Origin of the sequence: Mycetohabitans sp. B46, from assembly GCF_037389205.1 — a bacterium.
GTDB lineage: Bacteria > Pseudomonadota > Gammaproteobacteria > Burkholderiales > Burkholderiaceae > Mycetohabitans.
In genome coordinates, this window is record NZ_JADBGL010000005.1 from 1 (window position 1) to 26,333 (window position 26,333).

Consider the following 26,333-nt stretch of genomic DNA (forward strand, 5'->3'; position numbering starts at 1 on the left):
CCAAGCAGTTGCTGTCCTACACGGGTATGGATGCGCCTTCGCTGCTTGGCCACGTGTGGCCGGATGCATTGGTTCATCCTGAGGATCTCGAGCGTACCGTACAGCGTTGGGCCGACGCTTTGCGCGATAGCAGCGATTACGATGTCGAACATCGGCTGCGGGCCGCCGACGGCGCATGGCGCTGGTTCAAGACCCGGGCCGCGCTGTACCGCTGCTGGAGGTGGCGGCCGGGGAGCAAGTGGTTTGGCACGTCAACCGACATCGACGATCAGAAGCTAGCTGCGCAGGAGCGTGAGCATTTGCTCGCAAACGAGCGGCAGGCTCGCTCGGAAGCGGAGCGGGCATCCAGGCTCAAGGACGAGTTCGTCGCCACGCTGTCGCACGAACTGCGCACGCCGCTGAATGCCATCGTCGGATGGGCCCAGTTGCTGCTGCGTGACGGCCGATCCCGCTCGCGTCGAGAAGGGCTTGCAGGTGATCCACCGCAATGCGCGGCTGCAATCGCAGATGATCGACGATCTGCTAGACATGTCGCGCATCATGGCCGGCAAGGTGCGGCTCAATGTGCAGCGCGTCGAACTGGTCGATGTGATCACCGACGTGATCGCGACCGTGCAGCTAGCAGCCGACGCGAAGGAGCTTCGCGTCATGCCGGTGCTCGGCGCGCCGGCAGTGGTCAATGGTGATCCCGCTCGGTTGCAGCAGATCATTTGGAATCTGCTGACCAATGCGATCAAGTTCACGCCCCGGCGTGGAAGGGTGGCGGTCACACTGACCAGCGGCGACGGCGAGGCGCGACTGGTCGTCAGCGATACCGGCTGCGGTATCCGCGAAGCATTCCTGCCGCACGTATTTGAGCGTTTCCGACAGGAGGACGCGAGTACCACACGCCAGTTTGGCGGCCTGGGGCTGGGCTTGTCGATCGTTAAGGAATTGGTCGAGATGCATGGGGGCCATATCACCGCGGCCAGTGACGGCGAGCAGCGCGGCGCGACATTTACGGTGACGCTACCCACGGTGACGACCGGCGCTGACACGCGCCGCGGCGCAGTGGCACCGATCAGCGCGCAGCCGGATACGGTGCTACCGCGCCTGGACGGTGTTCATGTGCTAGTGGTCGAAGATGAAGCCGATGCTCGCGAACTCGTGCACCGCGTGCTCGAGGAGCGCGGCGCGCAGGTGAGCGCGGTGGCGTCTGTGCGCGATGCGTGGCAGGTCTTCGACGACGGCACGCCCGATGTCGTCATCAGCGATTTGGGCATGCCGGAGGAAGACGGCTTCGCATTTATCGCCCAGTTGCGCGAGCGCGAGGCGGCACGAGGCGGGATGACGCCGGCCGCGGCATTGTCCGGCCGGGTCCGCGGCGATGATCGCCGGCGCGCACTGATGGCCGGCTTTCAGACGCACTTAGCCAAGCCCGTCGATCCGGCCGATCTGCTGTTGGCGATCGCATCGCTGGTTGGCCGCGCGCCGCCGGCGGGCCGCGCGTAGCCGACGCTGCCTGCGTATCAGCTATCAGGCTCGATGCGGGTGCCGAGCGCGGCCAGGCATGGCGGCAGAGCCATGCCGGCGCCCCGGAGCCATTAGCGGCACCGACGCCTATGTTGGAACAGCGCCGATGCCTATGTCGGCAACTTGATGACGCTCGCATCCTTGCGGATAAGGAACGATGCGCCCACCATCTGCTTGCATTGGTATGCCAATCCCCTAAGCTCATGCGCCACGTCGGACGATTCGTTGCGCGTGCGTTCCGCATCGACGACCATCTGGTCCAGTTCACGATTCAACTGTTTGACGATGCTTGTTTGCTCGGGAGGGGGTGCGACGCCCGCTTCGGCCTGTACCAGATTATCATGGACGATGCCTAGCGCCTTGCGCAGTGGCGCAAGCGCTTGCGCATCGACGACCGGTACGGGCTGGGTGCCCCATCCGGCGGCCCCCACGATTCCAGCCGTGCGGGCCGGCGACTGTGACAGCGTCATCATTAGCGGCGCAGACGCGGTGATCTGTGCCGTCAACGCGTGCACCCGCACCAGCAAATCGTTCAACTCAGCGACATAGCGTTGCGCGGACTTCGGTTCGAGCAACATGCGCTGCAATGCCTGCCCGACGTTGGCGAATGCAATATGCACATTCTTACGCGCGAGCCGGTAACGGATGTCGCTGTCGATCGCCGACGCGGCTGCGCTGGCCGCCGACGTCGATTGCACGGTTGCGCTGGAAACCAGTGCGCTGGTCTCCTTACTCTTGCCCTTCTTGTCCGCGGGCGCGGCCGGATCCGATGGGGGTGGCTTAACCTGGTCCGTTGCACTGCCGGCTGCGGTCCGCGATTTGCCCGCATACCAGCAGATTTCCAGGTATTGCCGGGTGGCGCTGAGCAAGCCGTTGACGAGTTTGCCCATCAGCCGGTATTCCCAGTAGGGAAACAGGTGGCTCGCGGCGATTGCAATCGCACAGCCTAGCACCGTATCGATCGCGCGTTCGCCGATGATGCGCAGGCTACCGGGTGCCAGCATGTGGAACATCAACAGGACATATGACGACGTGAATACGACGCTGGCCGTGTAGTTGAACAGCAGCAGGCTGTAGCTCATCACCATGCTGGCGAACATGACAGCCAGCAGCAGCGGCGGCTCCTTCACAGATAGAATCAGCGCAATGCTCGCCGCGCAGCCGATCGTGGTACCGATGATCCGCTGCGTATTGCGTTGCTTGGTGAGCGAGTAGCCAGGCTTCAGGATGATGATGGTCGTCATCACAATCCAGTACGCATTGGTGAGCGGCAGCAGGCGGCCGAGCCACAAGCCGATCGCCACCGCAACGGTGACGCGCAACGCGTGCCGGAAACTCGGCGAAGACATGGTCAGATTCGAGAAGATCTGCATCCACGGCACGCGTCGACTCGACAGGAAGCGCGACAGCGCTTGGTCGATTCGCATCTCCGTGTCTTGCGCGCTGATATCCACGCGCGTGTTGCGGTGCATGCGCTCGATCAGTCGCTGTGCGCTCCAGACGCGCCGGAATGCCGACACGATCGTCGAGTACGCCTCCGGATGGGTGGTCGGCAAGGCCTTCTTGCGCATCAACTCGATCTCGTACTCGATCGCGCGCAGCTCCGCTTTCGCGTTGATCCGCTGTGCCGACGGGCGATCCTGTAGCACGGCCAGCCCGACGTCCTCCAGGTCGGTCGCGGCCTTCTCGATCAGATCGCGAAAAAATATCATCAAGTCCGAGCCACCGAAGGTCGCGCGGATCATCGCGTGATCGACGTGTGCACCGACAAACAGTTCGTGCAGGTCGACCGTATTGATGAACAAATTGAACAACATCGTGCGGTGCGCGTCGAGCTGCCCGCTGCGCAGCTTCGGCAAGTTGCGCAGGACGATGTCGCGTGCCGCCTCTTGCCGATCCACGGCCAACACCTGCTTGTCCACCAGTTGCCTGTTGCACTCATCCAGATCATGCGCCGGATCGTAGAAACGGGCGCGCGCGCGTAAGTAGTCGGCGCACGCGAACACACTTTCGGCGATCGCCTGTTGCTCGATCCGGTGGATTTGCCAGCGTGACACGAACGTCGACCAGTACGTGTACCAGATTCCGCCGGCCAGGATCCAACCGGCATTGGCCAGTGCCTGGAGCGGCGTAAAGCGCTCCTCCAGCGTCACCACCATCATGAACAGCGTCGCGAAGCTGATCTGCGGCCACTTGTTCCCGTAGACGACGATCAAGGACAGCACGAAAGTCAACGGTACGACCGTCAGCCACAGCGATAGCGGGTGAGCGGTCGCGATGCCGGTGGCCAGCGCCGAGAAGAACCCGATTATGCTGCACGCGAGCATCTCGTTGTGCTTGTACTTCAGGGGCCCGGGCATATCGACCACGCATGCGCCCAGTGCGCCGGTCGAAATCGTGAAGCCAAGCTCCCGATTGTGAAAGACGACGAGCAACACCACTGCCGGCAGCGAGATGCCGGTCGCGATCCGAAGCCCACCGTAGAAATACTGACTGTATAGGAATTTCTTGATTTCGATCGAGTATCGCATCGACGCTTGGGTGGGCACACAATGCTGCGAGTCTAGCGCACTTCACCGATGTTTTTCGCACCCGCCGGAAGTCATGCGCGTGTGTACCATCACATTTTTCCGTGGGGCGCCGGCGGCCAGGCGTCCGGCCCGCAGCCCGATAACGTACCGGGACAGCGTAGCGCCGCGGGCCCGTCGCGCACAATAGGCCGAACGGCCGGGTTCGCGTGCGGCGGGCGCTTTGTTATGCTTGGGTCTTTCACTGACGACGGGGCGACCATGTGGCCGTCACGCGTCGCGATCTTCATCCGCCGCTTCATGCTTGAACTGTTTTACTCGAACCGCTATGAGACGCTTGCCGCGGCGCTGTTGGGCGACCTCGCGCGCATCGGTGGCGACCTGTGGCGGCCGCAGCCGATCATCGTGCCGAATACTGCGGTGCGCCGACGGCTCGAACTAGACTATGCCGATCGGTTTGGCCTGTGCGCGAATGTCGAATTTTGCTATCTTGCGCAGTGGCTATGGGCACAGATCGCGCGCGTCGACGCCATCGACGTGCCGCGCGAATCGCCGTTCGCGCCGGAGCGGCTCGCATGGCGGCTTTACCGGCGGCTTGCGCAGCGTGACACGGTGCGCGATGGCGACGGCCAGGTGTCCTCGACACGACTGGACGCGTACCTGTCGGCGGCGGATCCTGCGATGACGTTCGATCTGGCGCGTCGCATCGCCTGCGTTTTCGATCATTATCTGACGTATCGTCCGCATTGGCTTGCCCAGTGGCTGGCAGGCGAGTCGATTTTCGCGCCGCGCCACCAGCCGGGCGGCGCGCCACGGTTGGCCGGCGCGACGCCGATACAGCGCGCCGATGAGGCCTGGCAAGCACAATTGTGGCGCGACGTGCTGGACGAACTGGCCGGCGGGCACGATGCTGGCGCCGAGGCGCCCGAACGGATGTCGCCGCCCGCGTACCGGTTTCTATCAATCGCATCGCAATTGGATCTGGACGACATCGCGCGCGCGGACTGGCCGGCGCAGGTCAGCGTATTCGCGTTGCCGACGATGCCACCACTGCATGTGCAGTTGCTGCGCGAGTTGTCGCGCTGGATCGACGTGCGGATCTATGCACTCAATCCATGCCGCGAGTATTGGTTCGACATCGTTACGCAACGACATGCCGACGCGCTGGATGCGGCGGGGCAACTCGACTATCAGACGGTCGGGCACCCACTGCTGGCCGAGTGGGGACGGCAGACACAAGCGCAACTCGCGTTGCTTCATGAGCATACCGAGGGTGCGGTGGCGGGTGAGAGCAGCGAATTCGTCGAGGCCCCGGCGTGCAGCTGGCTCGCTGTCGTGCAAAATGCGATCCTGTCGCTCGAGCATCCGGTGTCGCCGTCGCCACCGCCTGCGCGCGACGGCATCGAGGTTCACGTCTGTCACAGCCTGGCGCGGCAGTTCGAAGTGCTCCATGACCGGCTGCTGGCCGAATTCGATGCGGATCCGAGTTTGACGCCAGCCGACGTACTGATCGCGGTGCCCGACCTGATTGCTGCCGCGCCGATCGTGGACGCGGTGTTCGGTGCGATGCCGCCGAGCGACCCGCGCCGCATTCCGTATCGCGTCACTGGCTTGCCGCCATCCCAAGCCAATCCGCTCGCGCGCACGCTGCTGGACTGGTTGGCCCTGGCGGAGCGTGACGTCAACGCTTCCGCGCTGGTCGAATGGCTACGCGTGGATGCGATTGCGGCACGCTATGACATCGATCCGGTAGCGCTGGACACCGTGCAAGGGTGGTTGGCGCACGCCGGTGCGCGCCGTTCGTTTGCGCCGCGTGAGCAGCGCGATCTTGACGCGCCCCGCGCTCGCCATACGTTTGCTGATGCTTTGACGCGGCTGTTTCTTGGCTACGCGATGCCGGACGATGCACTGCCTGTCGGCGACTGGTTGCCGGTGGCGGCATCCACCGGCGCCGACGCCATGCTGCTTGGGCGGCTTGCGCAATTCGTCGACGAGCTTGATGCATTCGCGCTTGCGTGCGCGACACCGCATACGGTTGCGCAGTGGCGTAATGTGCTACTCGCCGCGCTTGAGCAGTTCTTCGATGCCCGCGGCCCGGATGCTGATTCATTGAGCGAGCTGCGCGACGCACTCGATGCGCTCTTCGTACAAATCGAAGCCGGTGCGCCGCATACACCGTTGCATGCGGCGGTGTTGCGTACGGCGTTATTGTCCGTGCTCGACGATCCGGCGCGCGGTGGGGTTCCGTCTGGCGCGGTGACCATATCGCCGCTGTCCAGCCTGCGAGGCGTGCCGTTCCGTGTCGTTTGCATGGCGGGTATCGACGATGGCGTGTTGCCCACGCGCGCGCGTGCGGATGAGTTCGACTTGATGGCCGCGTTTGCGCAACCCGGCGACCGGCAACGTCGCGATGACGAGCGCAACTTGTTCCTGGACCTCATGTTGGCCGCACGCGATACTTTGCTACTCAGCTATACCGGCCGCAATATCCGCGACAATGCCGAGTTGCCGCCATCGGCGCTGGTGGCCGAGCTGCTTGATCACCTTGCGTCGTTGAAGGCGGGCGAAGATGCGAGCCTCGACGAAATTGCACTGGCGCGGCGCAGTTTTGTCACGGAGCATCCGTTGCAGCCGTTCGCGCTGCCGTATTTTTCGATGCAGGGCCCGTTGTTGACCTACGATGCGGATCGCGCGCAAGTGGCCGCGGCGCTTGCCGATCCAACACGGCGAATGGAGGCGGACGCCATGCCGCCGTTTTTTAGCGTCGCGCTGCCTCCCGATAGGCGTGAGACGATCGAGTTGGATGAATTGACGCGATTCTGGCGTCATCCGCAACGCGCGCTGCTGCGCGAACGACTGGGTATCGTGCTGCATCGTGCGCAGGCCCCATTGCCCGACACCGAGCCGTATGAGTTCGACTATGCGGGGCGCGATGCGCTCGCCGGGCGCTTGCTGCCGTTGCTGGTGGAGTCATCGGCATACGCCGAGCGGGCCCATGAAATCGCGCGTGCGATCCCCGAATTGCCAGGCGGCGCAACCGGACGTGCGATACACGAGCGTGAGGTAGTGGCGTTGAGCAAGCTGGCCGAGCACATCCGGGGGCAGGTTGGCACCGGACTCGAACCGGTCGAATTTTCGATCCACGTTACCCCGCGCTGGCCTGAGCGGCTGGAGTCCGTATCGACGTTACTGGACCGGGTGCCGGCGTGGCGCGGGACGGTGCTGTTGCCGACGGTGTTGACCGGCGTGCTGGACGGTGTGACACGTGATGAATTGGTACTCTACCGCTATGCCAGGCCGACCGCTCGTGATTACCTCGATGCGTGGCTGCGCCATTTGTGCTGGTGTGCCGCACGTCCGCACGCCTCTCGCCAGACGCTGTGGATCGGCGATGACGAGCGCTTCGTGCTCACGACGCCACGGGACCCGCACGCGTACCTGGGTGAGCTGCTTGCGCTGTATCGTGCCGGGTTACGCGCGCCGTTGCGTTTCTTTCCGAAAAGCGCTTGGTTACTCGTGTCGCAAAGCGAGTCCGCAGCCCGCAACGCGTGGTCGAACGAACGTACGGGCGGCGAGATCGATGATCCAGCGATCCAGCTCGCGTTGCGCGGCACGCCGATGACATTGGACGATACCTTTGTCGCCATTGCTAGGACGGTGTTCGAACCGCTGCTCGCGCACCTGCAGCCGGCGGAGGATGCCTGATGAACTCCGACGTGCTTGAGCTTGACGTCTTCGCGTGCGCGCTCGATGGCGTGACGCAGATCGAGGCCTCCGCCGGCACCGGCAAGACTTGGAATATCTGTGCGCTCTATCTACGCCTGTTGCTCGAAAAGGACTTGCAAGCGGATCAGATCCTAGTCGTGACCTTTACGAAAGCGGCCACTGCGGAGCTGCACGAGCGAATCCGGGCGCGTCTGATGCAACTCGAGCAGGCGCTCGCGCATGGCGCCGCGCTGGACGACCCGTTCGTGACTGGGTTAATCGGGCGGATCGTCAATGGCGACGTGCCGGAAACGGCCACGCAGCGTGCGCTGAAGCGAATCCGGCGCGCGTTGCATGGTTTCGATCAGGCTGCAATTCATACAATTCATGCGTTCTGCCAACGTGCGTTGCAAGAAGCGCCGTTTGCGGCTGCGATGCCGTTCGCGCTCGAGACCGAAGCCGACGACACCACGCTGCGCTTCGATGTCGCCGCGCAGTTCTGGCGCGAGCGCGTTGAACCGGAAGCGGCACGCACGCCGGGATTCGCACACTGGCTCGTTGCGCAAGGCGCTGGACCCACTGTGCTGCAGGCGCTGCTCGCGCAACGTCTGAAAAAGCCATTGGCCGAACTCGTATGGACCGACCCAACGTGTGATGCGACGGTCGATACGGCGATCGATCATTTTGGCCGCGCCGAGAACCTATGGCGCGCCGAGCGAGAGCAGATCGCGCAGCGGCTCGCCGACTGTGCCACCCAGTTGAACCGACGCACGCACAAGCCGGCTCAAGTGCAAGCCGCGCTGGCGGCGTGGGAGCGATTTTTTGTGCGCGGCGACCGCTATGCGCCGGTTCCGAAGGACGCGTTGAAGTTGACTTCGTCGTCGCTGACCGCTGCCACCAAGGTCCAATGCCAGCCGCCGGCACACCCGTTCTTCGACTGCGCGGACGCGTTGGTGGCCGCGCTCCGTGAAGAGCAAGCGATGCATTTGCGTCGTTGGTTTGCGCTGGTGCGCGAGTGGCTGCGTGTCGGGCCCTTGAGCGTTGCTGAACGCAAGCGCACCGCGCGGATCATGTCGTTTGATGACCTGCTGGCCAATTTGTATCATGCGCTGCATGCGCACCCTTGGCTCGCCGATGCGTTGCGTGAGCGCTATCCTGCAGTGCTGATCGATGAGTTCCAGGACACGGACCCGCTGCAGTTCGCAATCTTTAACCAAATTTTTGCGCCGAAGGGCCCCTTGTTCCTCGTTGGCGACCCGAAGCAGGCGATCTACAGTTTTCGCGCCGCCGATTTGCATACGTACCTGGACGCGCGTGCCCATGCCAGCGCCCGCTACACGTTGGCCGTCAATCAACGGTCCGATCCTGCACTGATCGCTGCGTGCAATCAGTTGTTCGGTGCCAACCCGCGTGCTTTTGTGCTCGATGGGCTCGACTACCACCCGGTGCGCGCCGCCATGAGGTCGCGACCGGCATTTGCCGACCGGCACGACCCGCTCGGCGCAAGCGATGGCAGGGGGGCGGCCCTGAGAGTATGGTGGCTGCCGGACCACGCGCCACTGAGCAAGCGGGATGCCGAGCGCGCAGCCGCTGAGGCGTGTGCGGCAGAGATCGCACGGCTCATGCGCGACGCGCGGGCGGGCGATGCGACGATTGGCACCGAGCCGCTCGCTCCGGCGAATATCGCCGTGCTCGTGCAAGCGCATCGGCAGGGTATGTTGATGAAACGGGTATTGCGCGGATGGGGCATTGGCAGCGTGGAGCTTGCCCAAGCCTCGGTGTTCGCATCAATCGACGCGGAGCAATTCGAACGCCTCCTGTTGGCGATCGACACGCCGGGGGACCTACGACGCTTGCGAGCGGCATTGGCCACGGACTGGATCGGTTTGGACGCGGCGGCATTATGGTCCATCGAGCAAGGTGAGCCAGCCGCTGCCGCGGCTGGCCGATGCGAGCCGGTGCCATCGGAGCTGGACTCGGCATCGTGGGTGGAGCGGTTTGCGGGCTATCGGTTGCTTTGGCACGAGCGCGGCTTTGCGCCGATGTGGCGCATCGTGATGCGCGAACTGCGCATTGCGCAGCGCCTGGCGAGTGCAGACGACGGTGAACGCCGGCTCACCGACGTGAATCACCTGGCCGAACTGATCCAGGCTCGCGACAGCGAACATCCCGGTATTGCGCCAACGCTATGCTGGCTGAGTGCGCAGCGTGCGAATCCCGGCGTCGGCGACGAGACGCAATTGCGGCTCGAATCAGACCGAAATCTGGTCCAGATTGTGACGATCCACAAGTCCAAGGGACTGGAGTACCCCGTGGTGTTCTGCCCGTTCCTGACCAACGGTGCATTGCGTGCCGGGCCCCCGTCCGCTGCGTTGCCGGCGGCGCGCGAGTACCATCGTGAGGATGGACTTGCCGTGCTGCACTTCGGCTGCGATGGCGACGAGGCGCAGCGCATCGATCGAGGCGTGATGCGTGAACAGGCGGCCGAGCGTGCTCGCCTGATCTATGTCGCGCTCACGCGTGCCGTGTATCGGTGCTATCTCGTGGCGGGGATCTACACGAGCGGCGCCTATGCATCGACGAAGGAGGCGCGTCAAAGTGTGCTGAACTGGCTCGTTGCCGGCGGATCGATACATTTCGACGCATGGTTGGATGCGCCACCTGAGACTGCCGCGTTGGCGGCATGCTGGCGCGCGTTGCCGGGCGACGACGAGGGCGTCGTCGTCGTGCCGCTACCGACCGTGGTCCGACGTGATCCGTTGCCTCCACCTGATGCGTCGCACACGTGGACGTGCACGCACGCGTGCCGGCGCGCCGTCTCTTCGACGCCTGGCGGATCGCGAGTTTCAGCTCGCTCGCCTCAACGCGACAACGGTCGTTACCGGATATCGACGATGTGTTGCACGCGCGACCTGATCACGACGACGATGTCGCTCAGGCCGATGCGCAGGCGATTGCAGCAGACTTAGAACCGATGCCAACTAGTGCGCCGCCCGAGCTGCGTGACGACGACATCCTGCATTTCCCCCGGGGGCCGGCCGCGGGCGACTGTTTGCATCGGCTGTTGGAGCTTGCGGATCTGCGCGATCCTTCGAGCTGGCCGACTGCCATCTTGCAGGCGCTGACCGAGCAGCCGGTGAGTTCGCGCGAGTTGAGCACGGAGCGGCTCAGTGCGATGATGACGCGCCTGTTGCGGGATCTTGCGCATACTCCGCTCGAAGCGGACTTCATGCTTGGCGAGTTGGATCCATCGCGTCGGTTGACCGAACTCGAATTTGTCTTTCCGGTTGCGTCACTCGATATGCGCCGGTTTGCGACAATGCTAGAGGCGCACGGCATCGCCGGCATGGTCCTCGACGATGGCGTATTGCACGGGTATCTAAAGGGGTTTATCGATGCCGTGGTCGAGTTCCGCGGCCGATTTTGGATTATCGACTGGAAATCGAACTATCTTGGCAACTCGTCGCACGCGTATCGCGCGCATGCGCTATCAGCCGCGATGGATGCCCATGCATACCGGTTGCAGGCGCTGATCTATACGATTGCGCTGCACCGATATCTGCAGGCGCGCCTGCCGAATTACGACTATGACACTCATTTCGGTGCAAGCCTGTATCTATTTTTGCGAGGCGTGCGGCCGGATTGGCCTGGTGCCGGCATCGAACGATTCAGGCCGACGCGCGCCGCCGTCGATGCGTTCGACGCACTGTTTTCAGCGGGGGGCGGCCATGCTTGATTTCAGTGGGCGCGGAGCATGCCTGGCTTGGGTGGAGGGCCGTGATGACTGACATCATATTGGCCCAGGGGTTCTCGCGCCGGATCGGTGCGCTTGCGCAAAGCTTGGGGGCAGCCGCCGGCGATGTACGCGTCGCTGCGGCCGCCGCCGCGATGGTTAGCGCGGCCATTGCAAACGGACATGTCTGCATCGAGCTGGCAGTGCTTGCGCGGCAACTCGGGCAGCCGTCCGACACAGTCCGCGCGTCACTGCTTGCAAGCGGCGTTGCCACGCGCATCGATGACGACGAGCCGGCGCCCCGTTTGCCGCTGGTGATCGACCTCGATGACCGACTGTATCTCGCACGCTATTACGAATTCGAGCGTGGGCTTGCCAATGCACTGAACGTGCACGCGCGGGCGGAATTGGATGATGCGTCGTTCGATGACGCGCAGCGGTGGCGTAACGTACTGACCCGCTATTTTGGCGAGGCGAGCGGCAGTGACCTCGACTGGCAGCGCGTCGCGGCGGCTGTTGCCTTGTCCGGGCAACTGACGATTGTTAGCGGTGGACCAGGCACGGGTAAGACGACCACGGTCGTCGGCGTGCTGGCCTGTTTGCTCGATGCCAAACCGGATCTGCGCATCGCGCTGGCGGCGCCCACTGGCAAGGCAGCACAGCGCATGCTGGAGGCATTGGCGTCGCGCGCCGATCGGTTGGCTCACGATATCGCCGCCAAGCTGCCGACCGCGTCGTATACGCTGCATCGATTGCTGGGTAGTACACCGGACAGGGGTTTTCGCCATCATCGGCGCAATCCTTTGCCGTATGATGTCATCGTCGTTGACGAAGCTTCGATGATCGACGTCGCGCTGGCAAGCCGGTTGGTGGACGCTGTCGCACCGCGTGCCCGATTGATCCTGCTGGGTGACAAGGATCAATTGGCTGCAGTCGACGCGGGGGCGGTGTTCGCCGAACTGAGTGCGCATCCCTGCTATGTTGGACAACGTGCCGAGCGTATCGCGCAGGCGCTTGGCTGCACGGTCGATACATTGCGCAACGCGCTCGCTGCGCATGTTCGCGGTGGCTTGCCCCAATGTGAGTACGCTGATCCGCTATCGGACGGGGCGGGTTATCGCGCGTTGTTCGATACCTCAGCGCCTGCACAGCGCGATCTGTTCGCCGACGACAATCTGCCAGATGGAGCGGCGGATATTGTCGAGCCAGCGTCGAACGACATGGCACGTGCGGCCGACGGTGCACAGCCCGCTGCGCTTGCCAATTGCGTCGTGTGGTTGCAGACCAACTATCGGTTCGGCCTTGATTCCCCGATTGGACAGCTCTCCAGTGCCATCCGCGACGGTTTGCCTGAGAACGCGCTCGGTGTGCTCGACGCGGCAGACGATCGCGCGCCCGCCTACTTCATCGATGACGGCGGGCCGGCACTTGGACACGCGGCACGCGAATACATCGCGCGGGGTTTCGCACGCTATGCCAATCTGCTGGCTGGGATGCTGCAGCGGCACGAGCCGCAGGCCGGCGCACTGTTCGATGCGCTCAATGCATTCCGTGTGCTGTGCGCGGTTCGCGCCGGCCCGCATGGCGTCGAGGCGTTGAACGAGTGGATCAGCGCTGAGCTGCGTCGGGTCGCCCGCTTGCCGCTCGCACCGGCCGCCCGGTGGTTCGCCGGCCGTCCGGTCATCGTCACGCGCAACGACTATGCACTCGGCCTATTCAATGGCGACATCGGCATCGCGCTGCCGGCCGGCGACGGCGCGCTGCGGGTGGTTTTCGAACAGCGTGCCGGGCAGCGCCGGAGCGTGTCACCCGCGATGCTGCCGTCGCACGATACGGCATTCGCGCTTACGGTCCACAAGTCACAGGGTTCGGAATTCGAACGGGCTGCGTTGGTGTTGCCGCCTACGTTCAGCCGGGCGTTGTCGCGAGAGTTGATTTACACGGCTGTGACCCGCGCGCGGGCCCAAATCACGATTATCGGCACGCGCGCGGTGCTGGCACAGGCCATTGGCACGCCGACCCGCCGCGATACTGGGCTGTCGGCGCGGTTACGATACGCTGCGGCGCGTGCACGGTGCGAAATCGCCTTGTCACGGTAAAGTTGCGAGCTTGTTGCGCCGTTGTGCTTAGTCGATCACCGGCCGTCTACCGGCCTTGACTTCGCCACGGCGTGTCTTCGCGTCGAGCCTGCGCCTCCGCGACGCCAGCGTTGGCTGGGTTGCCCGGCGGGGCCGACGGGGGGTATTGGCGCGTTCGATTAGCTCGTGCAGCCGTGCGAGTGCTTCGGCACGGTTCAACTCCTGTGTCCGATAGGATTGCGCCTTGATGACGATGATTCCGTCGCGCGTAATGCGGTTGTCATTCAGTGCGAGCAAGCGCATCTTGACCCTTTCGGGCAGCGATGAAGATCGAATCGAAAACCGTAAATGGATCGCACTGGATACCTTATTGACGTTTTGCCCGCCTGCGCCTTGTGCTCGCACTGCCGTCATGGTGATTTCGTGGTCGGGAATGACAAGTTTGTGCATGGTTCAGTGTCTGCCCGTACCAGCCCCAGCCAGTGCAGCCGGTATCGCATCATGGACGCCGGTTTGAATCGCCCGCGTTAGCCACTCATCGGGGGTAATTGCGTCGGCGCCGACGTTGCGGTGTACCAGGGCCTCATAGCCAATGATACGCGTAGGCGTCATCGACATGACCGGCTGGAATACCGAGCGTAGCGTCAGCTCGCCGTATTGGGCGATCCAGCTCGGCGCGCCGCCATGGATACTGCGCGGATCGGGTTGCAACAGTAAGTTGACGCCATGCGCGCGCAGCGGGTGAGTCGGCGCCGCACCGGCTCCGTCGGGCGCAATCGTCACTATCCCGGTGTGTGTCATGCCGCTACGTCGCATCATGTTCTTCGAAGCCTTGCCATGTTGAATAGTATCGCGCTAACAACCGCGACGCTCCGCCACTGCCGGTAGAAACCTTGTCGCGAGTTTGCATGGGGCGTGCGGCGTGGGATCTGTCGCCACGGCTCTTGTTCCAGCAGCCGGATGTCAGTCCGCTTTTCGCTTTGCTCGCGCATATCTCGCGCGTAATGCTGGCTGCCTGATGGACGACCCGCATTTTGCCTGATGGACGACCCGCATTTCTTTGGGTCGCAGCATCATGAATGCCTAGTTCGATCAGTAGGATTTTTGGATTCTCGAACTGCTGCAGCAGGACGCCCGTATTTTGCATGCTGAGGTCGGACGGCGCATTCATCTGAGCTAGCCGGCTGTATCCGAGCGAATTCGCTGGCTCGGGGCCAGTAGCGTGATTGCCGGATAACGCATGCAAGTCTCAAACGACGCGTCCCCAAACGCGTCCTTCGAAACGGTGCCCCATTTCAGCAGTGGGCCGCGCGCAGCCGCAATAGGGTCTTGCCGCGGATTGGCGAGCCTGCGCCAGGCGTTACGATGTCTGCGCGCGTAACCGCTTAATGAAGCCGGCGGCGAGCGCGGTGCCGATCAGCACGACCCCGCATCCCTCGAGCATCCGCATCGACACGGATTCCGCGAGGAACAGCGCGCCCCACAGAATACCGAACACCGGTACCACGAACGTCACCGTCATCGCGCGGGCCGGGCCGGCCGTGGCCAGCAAATGGAAGTAGAGGCTGTGCGCGATCCCCGTGCACGCGACGCCGAGCGCCAGCACCGCGAGCCACGCATGCGTCGAGATCGGGGCGGCAGGCCAGCACCACGCGGCCAGCGGCAGCAGGGCGATGGACGCGCCAACCATGCTGCCGCCCGCCACGGTTAACGAGTCCACGCCGGACAGGTACTGTTTGGTGTAGTTCGCCGCCACACCGTATAGTGCCGTGGCACCGAGCGCCGCGCCTGCGGCGAGTGTTGTGGTGGCCGCCGGTACCGGCGTGCCGTTCGCGCCTACCGGCGCCGTGATCTGATCCCAAACCAGTAGTACCACGCCCGCGAAGCCGAGCGCGAGCCCGGCGGTGCGCATGCCGCTGAGCCGGTCACCGAGCCAAACGAATGCGATCAGGGCGCCCCACAATGGCGTCGTCGCGTTAATCACCGAAGCTAATCCGGCCGACAGCGTGAGTGCGGCATAGGCAACCAGGCAAAATGGCGCGGCTGAATTCAATACGCCGACGACGAACAATGGCCACCATTTGCGGCGCGCGCCATGCCACGCGCCGGACAAACCCTTTTGTGCCACCAGCAGCGCGACCAGGAACACCGCGCCGATCGACACACGTAGTGCCATCAGCGGTGCGACGCCGAATTCGGTTACCCCGATCCGAATGAAGAGAAACGAGGCGCCCCACAGTGCGGCAAGCACAAGGAGATGAAAAAGGTTGCGGGCTGTCATAGGCAGAATCAAAAAAAACGCCTATTACTCTAAACCCTGGCGGCCGCGCTGGGAATAGTGTTCCAATCGTTATTGCAGCACTTCGCTTATGGTGGAGGGGTTTTGCCCTGGGGCAAGGCAATGGATTTGCGTGGACTGTAGCGTGGAGAAGGGCGCAGTCAGCCCGCGCGGCCGTGGCGCGGCCGAATGCTTGGCCCATAGAGTCGCGACGAGCAGAGCAAGCCATCCGGTGGTGAAGTGCGTAGCGGGACAACAAGGGGCGCCGCGCGCCCGGCGCGACGTCGGGCGGGCACGTCGAAGGCTTACTTGCCGACCTGGTTGCCGATGATGCCGCCGACGGCTGCGCCGCCCAGCGTCGACAGCGCGTTGCCGCCGACTGCCGCCCCAGCGACGCCACCTACGCCCGCGCCGATCGCGGTGTTGCGCTGGCGCGTGGTCATCCCGTCACACGCCGCCAGGCTCGCCAGCAGCGCGGTGGCGAGCGCCGCGGCGCCGATACGCTTGACCGAATTCATGATCGTGACTCCTCGTTGTGTTGATTGCCGACCCAATTCGATAGTACGCGATCGATACGTTTCAAGATGTTGCGGTTTTGTAGGCAATTCGTCGCTTTTGTAAGCCAATGTTACTTTACTGTTTCTGGTAGATCTCGGCGCCTGACTGCTTGAACTCGATCGCCTTGACTTCCATGCCCTTGCGCAGCGCCTCCACTTCGCCCACACCTTGCTTCTCGGCAAACTCGCGCACGTCCTGCGTGATCTTCATCGAACAGAAATGGGGGCCGCACATCGAGCAAAAGTGGGCAACTTTTGCGGAATCCTTCGGCAGGGTCTCGTCGTGGAATTCGCGCGCCTTATCAGGGTCGAGTCCGAGGTTGAACTGATCCTCCCAACGGAACTCGAAGCGGGCTTTCGACAACGCGTTGTCACGCATTTGCGCGCCGGGATGCCCCTTCGCAAGGTCGGCAGCGTGCGCGGCAAGCTTGTACGTGATGATGCCTTCCTTGACATCGTCTTTGTTCGGCAACCCCAGGTGTTCCTTCGGCGTCACGTAGCACAGCATCGCGGTGCCGAACCAGCCGATCATCGCCGCACCGATGCCCGAGGTGATATGGTCGTATCCCGGTGCGATGTCGGTGGTCAACGGCCCGAGCGTATAAAACGGCGCCTCGTTGCACCATTCCAATTGCAAGTCCATGTTTTCTTGGATCAACTGCATCGGCACGTGCCCCGGGCCTTCGATCATCGTCTGCACATCGTGCTTCCACGCAATCTGTGTCAACTCGCCCAGCGTTTTGAGTTCGGCGAGCTGCGCCTCGTCGTTGGCATCGTAGACCGAGCCCGGCCGCAACCCGTCGCCTAGTGAGAAGCTCACGTCGTACGCCTTCATGATCTCGCAAATGTCTTCAAAATGTTCGTACAGAAAGCTCTCGCGGTGATGGGCAAGACACCACTTGGCCATGATCGAGCCACCGCGCGAGACAATCCCCGTCATGCGGTTCGCCGTCATCGGTACATAGCGCAGCAGCACGCCGGCATGAATCGTGAAATAGTCGACGCCTTGCTCGGCCTGCTCGATCAGCGTGTCGCGGAAGATTTCCCAGGTCAGTTCCTCCGCCTTGCCGTGGACTTTTTCCAGTGCCTGGTAGATTGGCACAGTACCGATCGGCACCGGGCTGTTGCGAATGATCCACTCGCGCGTCTCGTGGATGTTCTTGCCGGTGGACAAGTCCATTACGGTATCGCCGCCCCAGCGGATCGCCCACGTCATCTTGTCGACTTCCTCGCCGATCGATGACGTAACAGCGGAATTGCCGATGTTTGCATTGATCTTCACCAGGAAGTTGCGGCCGATGATCATCGGCTCGGATTCGGGATGATTGATGTTGGCCGGAATGATCGCGCGACCGCGCGCGACTTCATCACGCACAAATTCAGGGGTGATTTCGCGGGCCTGGGCGCCACTGAATGCCGCCGCGCCGAATGCGTTGCCACGGTGCTGCCGGCCGATCAGTTCGGCCAGCTTGGCGCCCTGTGGTCCGCTGTTGCGCAGACTTTCCAGATATTCATGGCGACGCTGGTTTTCGCGAATCGCAATGAACTCCATTTCCGGCGTGATGATGCCGCGGCGAGCGTAGTGCATTTGGGTCACGTTGGCGCCGGCTTTGGCCCGCCGCGGCGCGCGATGCAGGCCAGGAAAGCGTAGGGGCGCGGTGCCCGGGTCGGCCGCGCGGGCCTGGCCGTACTGGCTCGAAAGCCCTTCCAGTCGCTCAGTATCGTCGCGCTCCTCGATCCAAGTCTCGCGCAGCGCGGGCAGGCCGGCACGGATGTCGATTTTGGCGTCGGGGTCGGTATAGGGACCGGACGTGTCATAGACCGTGATTGGCGGGTTTTTCTCACCACCGAAGCCGGTCGGCGTGTCCGCCTGGCTGATTTCGCGCATCGGAACCCGTAGGTCGGGCCGGGAGCCGGTCACATAAATTTTGCGGGAATTCGGCAGCGGTGCGACTGCGGCATCATCCACGCGTGCGGACTCGGACAGAAACTTGGGATTGGCAACCATCGAATGTCTCCTGTGGGCAAAGGCAACGGGACACGGGAGACCGGAGAAGCGGTGGAGCGGGGTGGATTGCGGCGACATCGTTGATCGACCCCGGACGCTTCCCTGCGCTGGCATTACCCAGATCAGGTTCAAAGGGTGTTTCTCACCCGCTTGGCGATGGTGCGCAAGCAGGACCCCCGCGTAGCAAGTTCAAGATACACTGGTTCAGGGGCGTTTGGCAACCGCTGTCCGGTGAGCCGGCGGTGAGCGCGCATGTCGAGCGCGCTATTCAGCGTACTGCCGATAAGCAACAGACATCCCGGTCGATTATCCCTGTCGATTTAACGAGATACCGCCTGGGACGATCGGGTCCACGCTGCCACGTGCGCGCTGGCGGAAGTCAGCCGCCTACTCGAGCGCGTGCCAACGCCCGCCTTCTAGCCTCGTGTGCACGCATCCCATGGTCCGCAGTTTTTCAAGGTCGCCGACCCATTCCAGCGATTTCAGTATCCAGCGGTTCCAGTCAATTGGGGTAAGGCTTACTCATTGCATGAAAGAAAGTGGCGGCTTCGCTGGTCTGAGCACCCTACATCGGTGCGTCGTACCACCGTTCGGTAAATGGTTCTAAGCCCTTGATTTTAGGAAGACGACGGATTATCGGACAGCGCGATGCCGGGGTCGGAGGTGACAAATCTGGCATGTCTTTTGCTATAATGGCACTCGTTGCCGAATCCCGGCGCTTGCTATGGAGGTCGCGATCATGTTGAAGTGGGCGTTATTCTTTGCGATTGTCGCCATCATCGCCGGATTGCTTGGATTCAGCGGTATTGCCACGGGCGCGGCCGCGATTGCGAAGTTTCTGTTCTTCATCTTCGTTGTCCTGTGCGTGGTGTGCCTGCTGATCGGTGTGTTTGTCGCGAGGAAGATGATCTAGCCGCTATACGCGAACGACGAGCGTATCATGCGCGTAGATAAAGGGCCGCGATGCTGCGCGACGCAGCCGTGTTTCTGCTTGCCGCGGCTGTGATGACCTGCGCATCGAGGTTGGCCGGCTTGGCCATGCGTGGCGCGCGGACCGAGCAAAATCTTGTTTTATGTTTTTGATGTCATGTCCGTCGTCAGTTTGTTGATCGACGGGATGAGGGCATGACGGTCACTTAGGGAGGTTGCAATGACAGACACCTTTAGACTCGACCTGGAGACAATCCGCGAGCGCGCTCGCCAGCACATGGACGAGGGCCCCGTGACGTCGACCTACAGCGCGGATCGCGACACGATCCTAAAGCTGCTTAATGACGCGTTGGCCACGGAGCTAGTCTGCACGCTGCGCTACAAGCGGCACTATTTCATGGCAAAAGGGATCAACTCGGAAGCGGTGGCCGACGAGTTCGCGCAGCATGCGGCCGAGGAGCAGCAGCATGCGGATCAGTTGGCGCAGCGCATCGTGCAGTTGGGCGGGTCGCCCGATTTTGCGCCGGCCGGGCTGGCCAGCCGCTCGCACTCCGAGTATGTGGAAGGCGAGACGCTGACCGAGATGATTCGAGAGAACCTGGTTGCGGAGCGCATCGCGATCGACACCTACCGCGAGATCGTCAAGTACATTGGCGACAAGGACCCGACCACGCGTCGTATTTTCGAGGAAATCCTGGCGGTCGAAGAGGAGCACGCGGACGATATGGCTGACTTGCTCGCGGAGCGCGACTAACGCACTGGCCGCTTCATGCGGCCGGCGCACGTCGCTGTCCGCCGCGCCAATGGACCATGGCGGCCAGCGCGGTGGACAGTCCGAAAACAAGTTCAACGCCGAGCTAACCCTGCTGGTGACACGCCGGCGAGCCCAGCGCCCAATCGCCTGCACCGCTAATGAAAGAGCTGACTTTATGGCGGTATTGGCGCGGTTGCGCGCGTTGGGCCACAGCGTGTCGATCCCCGATTGATTCGAGACCTGGACCGTTTACGCGCCGACGTCCAGCATGATCACATTCAGCACGAGCCCGATCAAGCTCGAAGGCGACAACCTGAAGATCACGAACGATGCCGCAACAAGCCCGATCGCCACGGTCAGGCTTGCTCGCAGGTAAGCGACGCGGCCGCCGCCCACGGTCCAGCCCGTGAGCACGTCGCCACCGCTAGCGTCGCCGAGCAGGATGGCGACCTGCGCCGTCATATCCACCCATAGCGTACGATCCGAATTCAGCACGTCGAATAACGCGTTGAAGCATACCGCGTTGTTAATCTTCTCTGGCGAGGGCCGGAGCGCGCACAGCTGCCTATAATAAAGCTTGTTAGGATGGCAAAATATAGTGAAAAACGCGAGTTGATCGGGCCGGATCCGGACCACATTGGCTTCGAGACCTGAGCTTTGACCGTCATCGTCGACAGAGGTCGGCCAGCTTCACCCATTCCGTCACGAACAGTTTGATGCGTTGGCCGCACAGGCGCGATCAATGTTTTTAGATGGCGACTGCACGAGCCGCATTGTCTTGCCAACCACTATCTATGTCTGTCGGTATTGCATTTGTAATGATGCGCAGCGGTGACGGTGTGCGCGGCTGTTGGCCAATTTAGGTGGATAACCCGGCTGCGTGCATCACAACGCGCAACACACCAGCGACAACGGCCAGCGTGGCGACGCTAGCCGTCCACAGCGCGATCAGCCAAGCTAGTCGCGTAGCCCAGGTCGGCACGCGGTTTCTAGGAGGAGATTTTTGCATTAATGGTAGTGCTCGCCGGGGTGTACCTTGCCTCGGAACACATAGTATGACCATGTTGTGTAGCCGAGGATGAACGGGATGATGAACAGCGTGCCGAGCAGGGTAAAGCCCTGACTCTGCAACGGGCCGGCCGCGTCCCAGATCGACAGCGACGGTGGCACGATATTCGGCCAGATGCTGATTGCCAGCCCGGTGTAGCCCAGGAACATTAGCGCCAGCGAGCACAGGAATGGACCGGCGTGTGGCGCGTGGTTCAGCGAGCGTTGGAGAGCATAAACGCAAAGCAGCACCAGCAACGGGACGGAGCAGAACCAAAGCAGGTTAGGCAGGGTAAACCAGCGCTGGGCGATGTGTGGATGGGCGATCGGCGTCCAGATGCTGACGATCGCGATCGCAGCGAGCACGAGCCATGCGAGTCGCCGCGCCACGCCGATCATCGTACGTTGCAACGCATGTTCGGTTTTCATAATCAGCCATGTCGCGCCCAGCAACGCATAGATCACGACCACGCCGAGCCCGCAAAAAAGCGCAAACGGCTTGACCCAATCGAGGGCGCCGCCAGCGAATGCATCGCCATCGACCTTCACGCCGTCGATATACGCACCCAGCGCTACGCCCTGGAAGAACGACGCGAGCAACGAGCCGGCCATGAATGCGATATCCCAGATGGGGCGCTCGCGATCGTTGGCCTTGAAACGGAACTCGAATGCCACGCCACGAAAGATCAGGCCGAGCAACATAAAAATCAGCGGCAGATACAACGCGCTCAGCAAAATCGCATAGGCTTGTGGAAATGCGGCCAGCAGCCCGGCGCCGCCGAGTACCAGCCAGGTCTCATTGCCGTCCCAAACCGGCGCGACGCTGTTCATCATCAAGTCACGCTCCGCGCGGTTGGAAACGAAGGGAAAGAGTAGGCCGATACCCAGATCGAATCCATCTGTCACGACATACATCATCACGCCGGCAAAGATGATCACGGCCCAGACCAGTGAAATGTCGAAACCCATCGTCGTTATCTCCCGGCGTCGCCCGTCTTGGCCGTTCGATGCTCATCCTCGTACGCGGCGGACAGTGGTCGCGCCGGGGTGTGCCGCTGTCCCGGGCCGCCCGTGGGTGGCCCGGCATCGGGTTGCGGCCGGGGGCCCTGACGGATTAGCCGCAGGATATAGGCCAGCCCCGCCCCGAACACGAAACAATATGACACCACGAACAGCACCACCGACAGCAGTATTTCCGGCGCTGGATGCGGCGTCACCGCGTCGGTGGTTCGCAGCAGGCCATACACGACCCAAGGCTGCCGACCAATTTCCGTGGTCAGCCAACCTGCGAGCACGGCGGCCAGCCCGGCCGGCCCCATCACCAACGTGCAGCGCAGGAATGCCCGACAGTGGTATAGGCGTGCGCGGCGGCGCAAGAACAGGCTCCATGCGCCCAGCGCAATCATCAACAGTCCGAGGACAACCATCGCGCGAAAGGTCCAGAACACCACGGTCGAATTCGGCCGCTCGTCTGGGGGAAACGCCTTCAAGCCTTGGAATTGCTTGTCCCAGCTATGCGTCAGAATCAGGCTCCCCAAGTGCGGGATCTCGAGCGCATAACGGGTCTGCTCACGTTGCATGTCGGGCCAGCCGAAGACGATCAGCGGCACGGCTTCGTTGCCACGGTTCTCCCAGTGACCCTCGATGGCAGCCAGCTTGGCGGGCTGATGCTCCAGCGTGTTGAGCCCGTGTGCGTCGCCCACCACGGCCTGGATTGGCGCGACGATCAATATCATGCCCATCGCCATTGATAGCATCTTGCGGATTGCCGCATTGTCGTGGCCGCGCAGTAAGTGCCAGGCGGCCGATGCGGCCACGAACAACGCAGTGGCCAGAAACGCGGCCAGACTCATGTGCACGAGGCGGTACGGGAACGACGGATTGGCGATGACTTGTAACCAGTGGACTGGCACGACGCGCCCGTCGATGATCTGATACCCCTGCGGGGTTTGCATCCAGCTGTTCGAGGCCAGGATCCATGTCGTTGAAATCAGTGTCCCGATGGCGACCATGATGGTTGACAGGAAATGCAATCCCGGTCCGACCTTATTCCAGCCGAACAGCATGACGCCGAGGAATCCCGCTTCGAGGAAGAACGCGGTGAGTACCTCGTAGGCGAGCAGCGGGCCGGTCACGCCGCCGGCAAAGCGCGAAAAACCCGCCCAGTTGGTGCCGAACTGATAAGCCATGACGATGCCCGACACCACGCCCATGCCGAAGTTGACGGCAAAGACCTTGACCCAGAATTGATACAGGTCGCGGTAGACGGTGTTGCGCGTGCGCAGCCAGCATCCTTCGAGCACGGCCAGATAGCTCGCCAGGCCAATCGTGATGGTGGGAAAGAGAATATGGAAAGCGATCGTAAAAGCAAACTGAAAGCGCGCCAAATCTAGCGCGGACAAGCCTGACATGCGGGTTCCTCCATCGCGGCAACGACGTCCGCGGTTGGACGCCGCGTCTTCGCTTAGCAGATCTCGTGCCCGCGTCCCGCGATCGACATCGCTAAGCAGCGCGAGTATCCGATCAGGCATCGCGTTCCGTCAATGCGATCAACGATGCCCTACGCCGAATGACCTCTGCAATGCGCCCGGCTATGGTTTGCGCGGTGTCTTCGACGCGGACTTTCCGGGTTCGCTGGCTTCATTATTCGGCGAACTGCTCCAACGCCAACTTCACGACACTGCATCGCAGCGCGATAGTCGGGGGATGCAGGCGCTGCATTGAATGGTCAAAGCGATCCAAGAATTTTCATGGATTAGGAATACGAAGGATAGTGGGATATCCCAGAAGGGGCCATCAATCGAGCACACTTTTGAGCCAACGGCACTAATTTATGTGATTGAGCGGCCACTTTTTAACCCTATCCGCCTGAATGCCTCCACAATTCTGGCATGCATTCTATGCTTATAAGCAGGCGGTCCAGCCGCGTACCACTTCTAGTGGACGCCGGGTCACCCGGGCCAGTTCCGGCGCCACGCAACGCAAGTCTGTCTCAATGGCGAGTCGCTGCATGGCCAATGCTATCCGGTCGATGCCAGTTTGAAAAAGCCGGCACGCGTCACATCAAAGGATAGGGCGATGGCCTTCGGTGGCAAGGAGACACGCGATGAGCAAACTAAACAAGATAAACAAGACGATTCGCGTGGCTACTGACGTCGGTGGCACTTTCACCGACCTGGTGTACTTTGAGGTTGATCCGGGTACGGGCCGGCAATCGGTACGGACTGCCAAGTCGGACACGACGCCGCCTGACTATGAGCAGGGCATCCTCGACGTATTAAAAAAGGCCGATGTGGATTTGAGCGCTGTCACCTTCCTCGCACACGGCACCACCGTAGTAATCAACGCGCTGACCGAGCGTCGTGGCGTCAAGACGGGGCTTATTACGACGCAGGGCTTTGGCGACACGCTGGAAATTGCGCGTGCCAACCGGCCTGATTTCTTCAATCTAAGTTGGGTTAAGCCCGCGCCGTTCGTACCGCGCTACCTGCGTCGTGAAATACCGGGGCGCCTGCGTGTCGATGGCAGCGAGCGTGAGCCGCTAAATTTATCTGGCCTGCCCATCATCGTCGACACATTTCGCGCCGAAGGGGTGGAAGCAGTTGCGATCTGCCTGCTGCATGCGTATGCTAATCCGACGCACGAGCAAGCGGTGCTGGCCGAAGTGCGTCGGCTCTGGCCGCAGGCGTCGGCGGTGGCATCGCACCAGATCACACGCGAGTGGCGAGAATACGAGCGCTCCAGTACCGTGGTACTGTCCGCCTATGTGCAGCCAATTGCCGCACGCTATCTGCAGCGACTCGAAGACGGATTGCGATCGAATGGCTATCAGGCACCGCTTTACGTGATGCAATCGAACTGCGGTGTCGACACCGTAGCTCACGCCCGCGAAATCCCGATTACGATGGTGGAGTCGGGGCCGGCCAGCGGCTTCTGGGGGGCGGCCGAACTGGGCCGTCTAATCGGCGAGCCCAATGTGCTTGCACTCGATATCGGCGGTACCACGGCCAAGTGCTCGCTGATTAAGGATGGGCAGATTTGCATTAAAACGGACTACTGGATCGAGCGCGACCAAACGCATGCCGGCTATCCAATTATGGTACCCGTGGTCGATTTGGTCGAGATCGGCAATGGTGGCGGCTCGATCGCGTGGATCGACGAATTTGACAAGTTGCATGTTGGCCCGCAATCGGCCGGTGCATTGCCTGGCCCCGCAGCCTACGGTCGCGGTGGCACCAACGTGACCACCACTGATGCGAATCTGATCCTGAACCGCATCAATAAGGATTATTTCTGCGGCGGTACGTTCGTTGCCGACATGAACGCCGTGGCTCGGGCCATGGCGCCACTGACCGAGCGGCTACGGCTGTCGCCGCAGGAGATCGCGCGCGGCATTATCCGGATCGCCAACGACAACATGGTGAATGCGCTGAAGTTGGTGTCGCTCAGCCGGGGCCATGATCCGCGTGACTTCACGCTGCTTGCCTTCGGTGGCGGCGGCGCAATGCATGCCGTTGCGCTCGCGCAGGAACTAGGTGTGAAAAAGGTGGTGATTCCGCGTGGCGCGTCTGTCTTTTCCGCGTGGGGCATGACGATGTCCGACCTGCGTCGCGACTGCTTCGTCAATCGCCTCTTTGAGATGGATCGTTCGGATGCGGCGCTCGGTGCGCAAGCGCTGCTCGAGCAGCTGTCGCATGATGCAACGGCACAGTACGCGACCGAGGGCATCGGTGCCGACGCGATCGAACTGGCCCTGTACTGCAAGATCCGCTACCAGAACCAGGAGCATGCGGTCGAGGTGCCGCTGCGGCAAGGTGAGCGCGTCGCCACGCACTGGGCCGATATCGCTGCCCGCTTTCACGCCAGTTACGAGCAGCAGTACACCTATCGGTTGGACGCCCCGCTGGAGATCGTCGGCTTTCATATCGTCGCCGTGGCAGAAATCGGCAAGCTCAACCTGGCCGAGCTGCCAGTCACCGGCGCCACTGTCCAGACTGCGGCAAAAGGCCGTCGTACCGTCGACTATGCGCTCGAAGGGCGGCACGAAGCGATCGTCTACGATGCGGAACGCCTCGAGCCCGGCATGCGCTTTGCCGGTCCGGCGATGATCGAGGACCCCGGCACGACCATCGTGGTCCACCCAAACAACGCCGTGAGCGTGGACCACTTTGGCAACCTTCACGTCACCGTTTCCGTGTGAGCC

General features: G+C 62.3%; 16 protein-coding genes, 2 pseudogenes and 1 riboswitch. Of the genes and pseudogenes, 8 read left to right on the forward strand and 10 right to left on the reverse strand.

All coding sequences use genetic code 11. The features are described from left to right. Positions 1-26: 26 nt before the first annotated feature. Positions 27-413, forward strand: a pseudogene (locus tag IHE30_RS06745) (PAS domain-containing protein); the annotation flags it as partial. Positions 414-435: 22 nt separating this feature from the next. Further along, positions 436-1,491 (forward strand): ATP-binding response regulator, encoded by a 1,056-nt coding sequence (locus IHE30_RS06750; protein ID WP_337689627.1) that lies wholly within the window; start codon positions 436-438, stop codon positions 1,489-1,491. A gap of 131 nt (positions 1,492-1,622) precedes the next feature. Here the strand turns inward: IHE30_RS06750 and IHE30_RS06755 are convergent, their stop codons facing one another. Next, positions 1,623-4,043, reverse strand: a complete 2,421-nt coding sequence (locus IHE30_RS06755) for an FUSC family protein (protein WP_337689628.1) — start codon at positions 4,041-4,043, stop codon at positions 1,623-1,625. Between the two features lie 297 nt (positions 4,044-4,340). Here IHE30_RS06755 and recC point away from each other — a divergent pair, with 297 nt between their 5' ends. The 3 genes and pseudogenes from recC to IHE30_RS06770 all read left to right on the forward strand — a co-directional run bounded on the left by recC (position 4,341) and on the right by IHE30_RS06770 (position 13,577). Beyond that, on the forward strand, positions 4,341-7,745 hold the full coding sequence (recC, locus tag IHE30_RS06760) for an exodeoxyribonuclease V subunit gamma (protein WP_337689809.1): 3,405 nt from the start codon (positions 4,341-4,343) through the stop codon (positions 7,743-7,745). Further along, a pseudogene (gene recB / locus IHE30_RS06765) lies at positions 7,745-11,481 on the forward strand (exodeoxyribonuclease V subunit beta). Before recC ends, recB begins: the two are co-directional and overlap by 1 nt. Before the next feature lie 44 nt (positions 11,482-11,525). Beyond that, positions 11,526-13,577, forward strand: coding sequence for an AAA family ATPase (locus tag IHE30_RS06770; protein WP_337689629.1), 2,052 nt, complete (start codon positions 11,526-11,528; stop codon positions 13,575-13,577). A gap of 27 nt (positions 13,578-13,604) precedes the next feature. Here the strand turns inward: IHE30_RS06770 and arfB are convergent, their stop codons facing one another. The 5 genes from arfB to thiC form a co-directional block, all read right to left on the reverse strand. Further along, positions 13,605-14,006 carry an alternative ribosome rescue aminoacyl-tRNA hydrolase ArfB gene (gene arfB / locus IHE30_RS06775; protein WP_337689630.1) on the reverse strand — a complete coding sequence of 134 codons (402 nt, stop codon included), beginning with the start codon at positions 14,004-14,006 and terminating at the stop codon, positions 13,605-13,607. A 3-nt stretch (positions 14,007-14,009) separates the two neighbouring features. Next, positions 14,010-14,375, reverse strand: a complete 366-nt coding sequence (locus IHE30_RS06780) for a hypothetical protein (RefSeq protein WP_337689631.1) — start codon at positions 14,373-14,375, stop codon at positions 14,010-14,012. Positions 14,376-14,916: 541 nt separating this feature from the next. After that, positions 14,917-15,837, reverse strand: coding sequence for a DMT family transporter (locus IHE30_RS06790; protein WP_337689633.1), 921 nt, complete (start codon positions 15,835-15,837; stop codon positions 14,917-14,919). A gap of 302 nt (positions 15,838-16,139) precedes the next feature. Next, positions 16,140-16,352 carry a glycine zipper 2TM domain-containing protein gene (locus IHE30_RS06795; protein ID WP_337689634.1) on the reverse strand — a complete coding sequence of 71 codons (213 nt, stop codon included), beginning with the start codon at positions 16,350-16,352 and terminating at the stop codon, positions 16,140-16,142. 115 nt (positions 16,353-16,467) lie between these two features. After that, positions 16,468-18,399 carry a phosphomethylpyrimidine synthase ThiC gene (gene thiC / locus IHE30_RS06800; protein WP_337689635.1) on the reverse strand — a complete coding sequence of 644 codons (1,932 nt, stop codon included), beginning with the start codon at positions 18,397-18,399 and terminating at the stop codon, positions 16,468-16,470. 81 nt (positions 18,400-18,480) lie between these two features. Then, positions 18,481-18,587: riboswitch (TPP riboswitch) on the reverse strand. A 551-nt stretch (positions 18,588-19,138) separates the two neighbouring features. On the opposite strand from thiC, the gene IHE30_RS06805 reads away from it, so the two are divergent. Further along, on the forward strand, positions 19,139-19,312 hold the full coding sequence (locus IHE30_RS06805; RefSeq protein WP_337689636.1) for a DUF1328 domain-containing protein: 174 nt from the start codon (positions 19,139-19,141) through the stop codon (positions 19,310-19,312). Between the two features lie 237 nt (positions 19,313-19,549). Then, entirely contained in the window at positions 19,550-20,083 is a 534-nt protein-coding gene (locus IHE30_RS06810) for a ferritin-like domain-containing protein (RefSeq protein WP_337689637.1), read from the forward strand. Between the two features lie 249 nt (positions 20,084-20,332). On the opposite strand, the gene IHE30_RS06815 is transcribed toward IHE30_RS06810, so the two are convergent. The 4 genes from IHE30_RS06815 to IHE30_RS06830 all read right to left on the reverse strand — a co-directional run bounded on the left by IHE30_RS06815 (position 20,333) and on the right by IHE30_RS06830 (position 23,541). After that, on the reverse strand, positions 20,333-20,578 hold the full coding sequence (locus IHE30_RS06815; protein WP_337689638.1) for a hypothetical protein: 246 nt from the start codon (positions 20,576-20,578) through the stop codon (positions 20,333-20,335). Positions 20,579-20,942: 364 nt separating this feature from the next. Next, positions 20,943-21,146, reverse strand: a complete 204-nt coding sequence (locus IHE30_RS06820) for a DUF2474 domain-containing protein (protein ID WP_337689639.1) — start codon at positions 21,144-21,146, stop codon at positions 20,943-20,945. Continuing rightward, a complete protein-coding gene (gene cydB / locus IHE30_RS06825; protein WP_337689640.1) occupies positions 21,092-22,099 on the reverse strand; it encodes a cytochrome d ubiquinol oxidase subunit II in 1,008 nt (335 codons plus the stop codon). The genes IHE30_RS06820 and cydB overlap by 55 nt, the downstream gene beginning before the upstream one ends. A gap of 5 nt (positions 22,100-22,104) precedes the next feature. Further along, entirely contained in the window at positions 22,105-23,541 is a 1,437-nt protein-coding gene (locus tag IHE30_RS06830; RefSeq protein ID WP_337689641.1) for a cytochrome ubiquinol oxidase subunit I, read from the reverse strand. A 695-nt stretch (positions 23,542-24,236) separates the two neighbouring features. On the opposite strand from IHE30_RS06830, the gene IHE30_RS06835 reads away from it, so the two are divergent. Continuing rightward, positions 24,237-26,330, forward strand: coding sequence for a hydantoinase/oxoprolinase family protein (locus tag IHE30_RS06835; RefSeq protein ID WP_337689642.1), 2,094 nt, complete (start codon positions 24,237-24,239; stop codon positions 26,328-26,330). Positions 26,331-26,333: the final 3 nt, after the last annotated feature.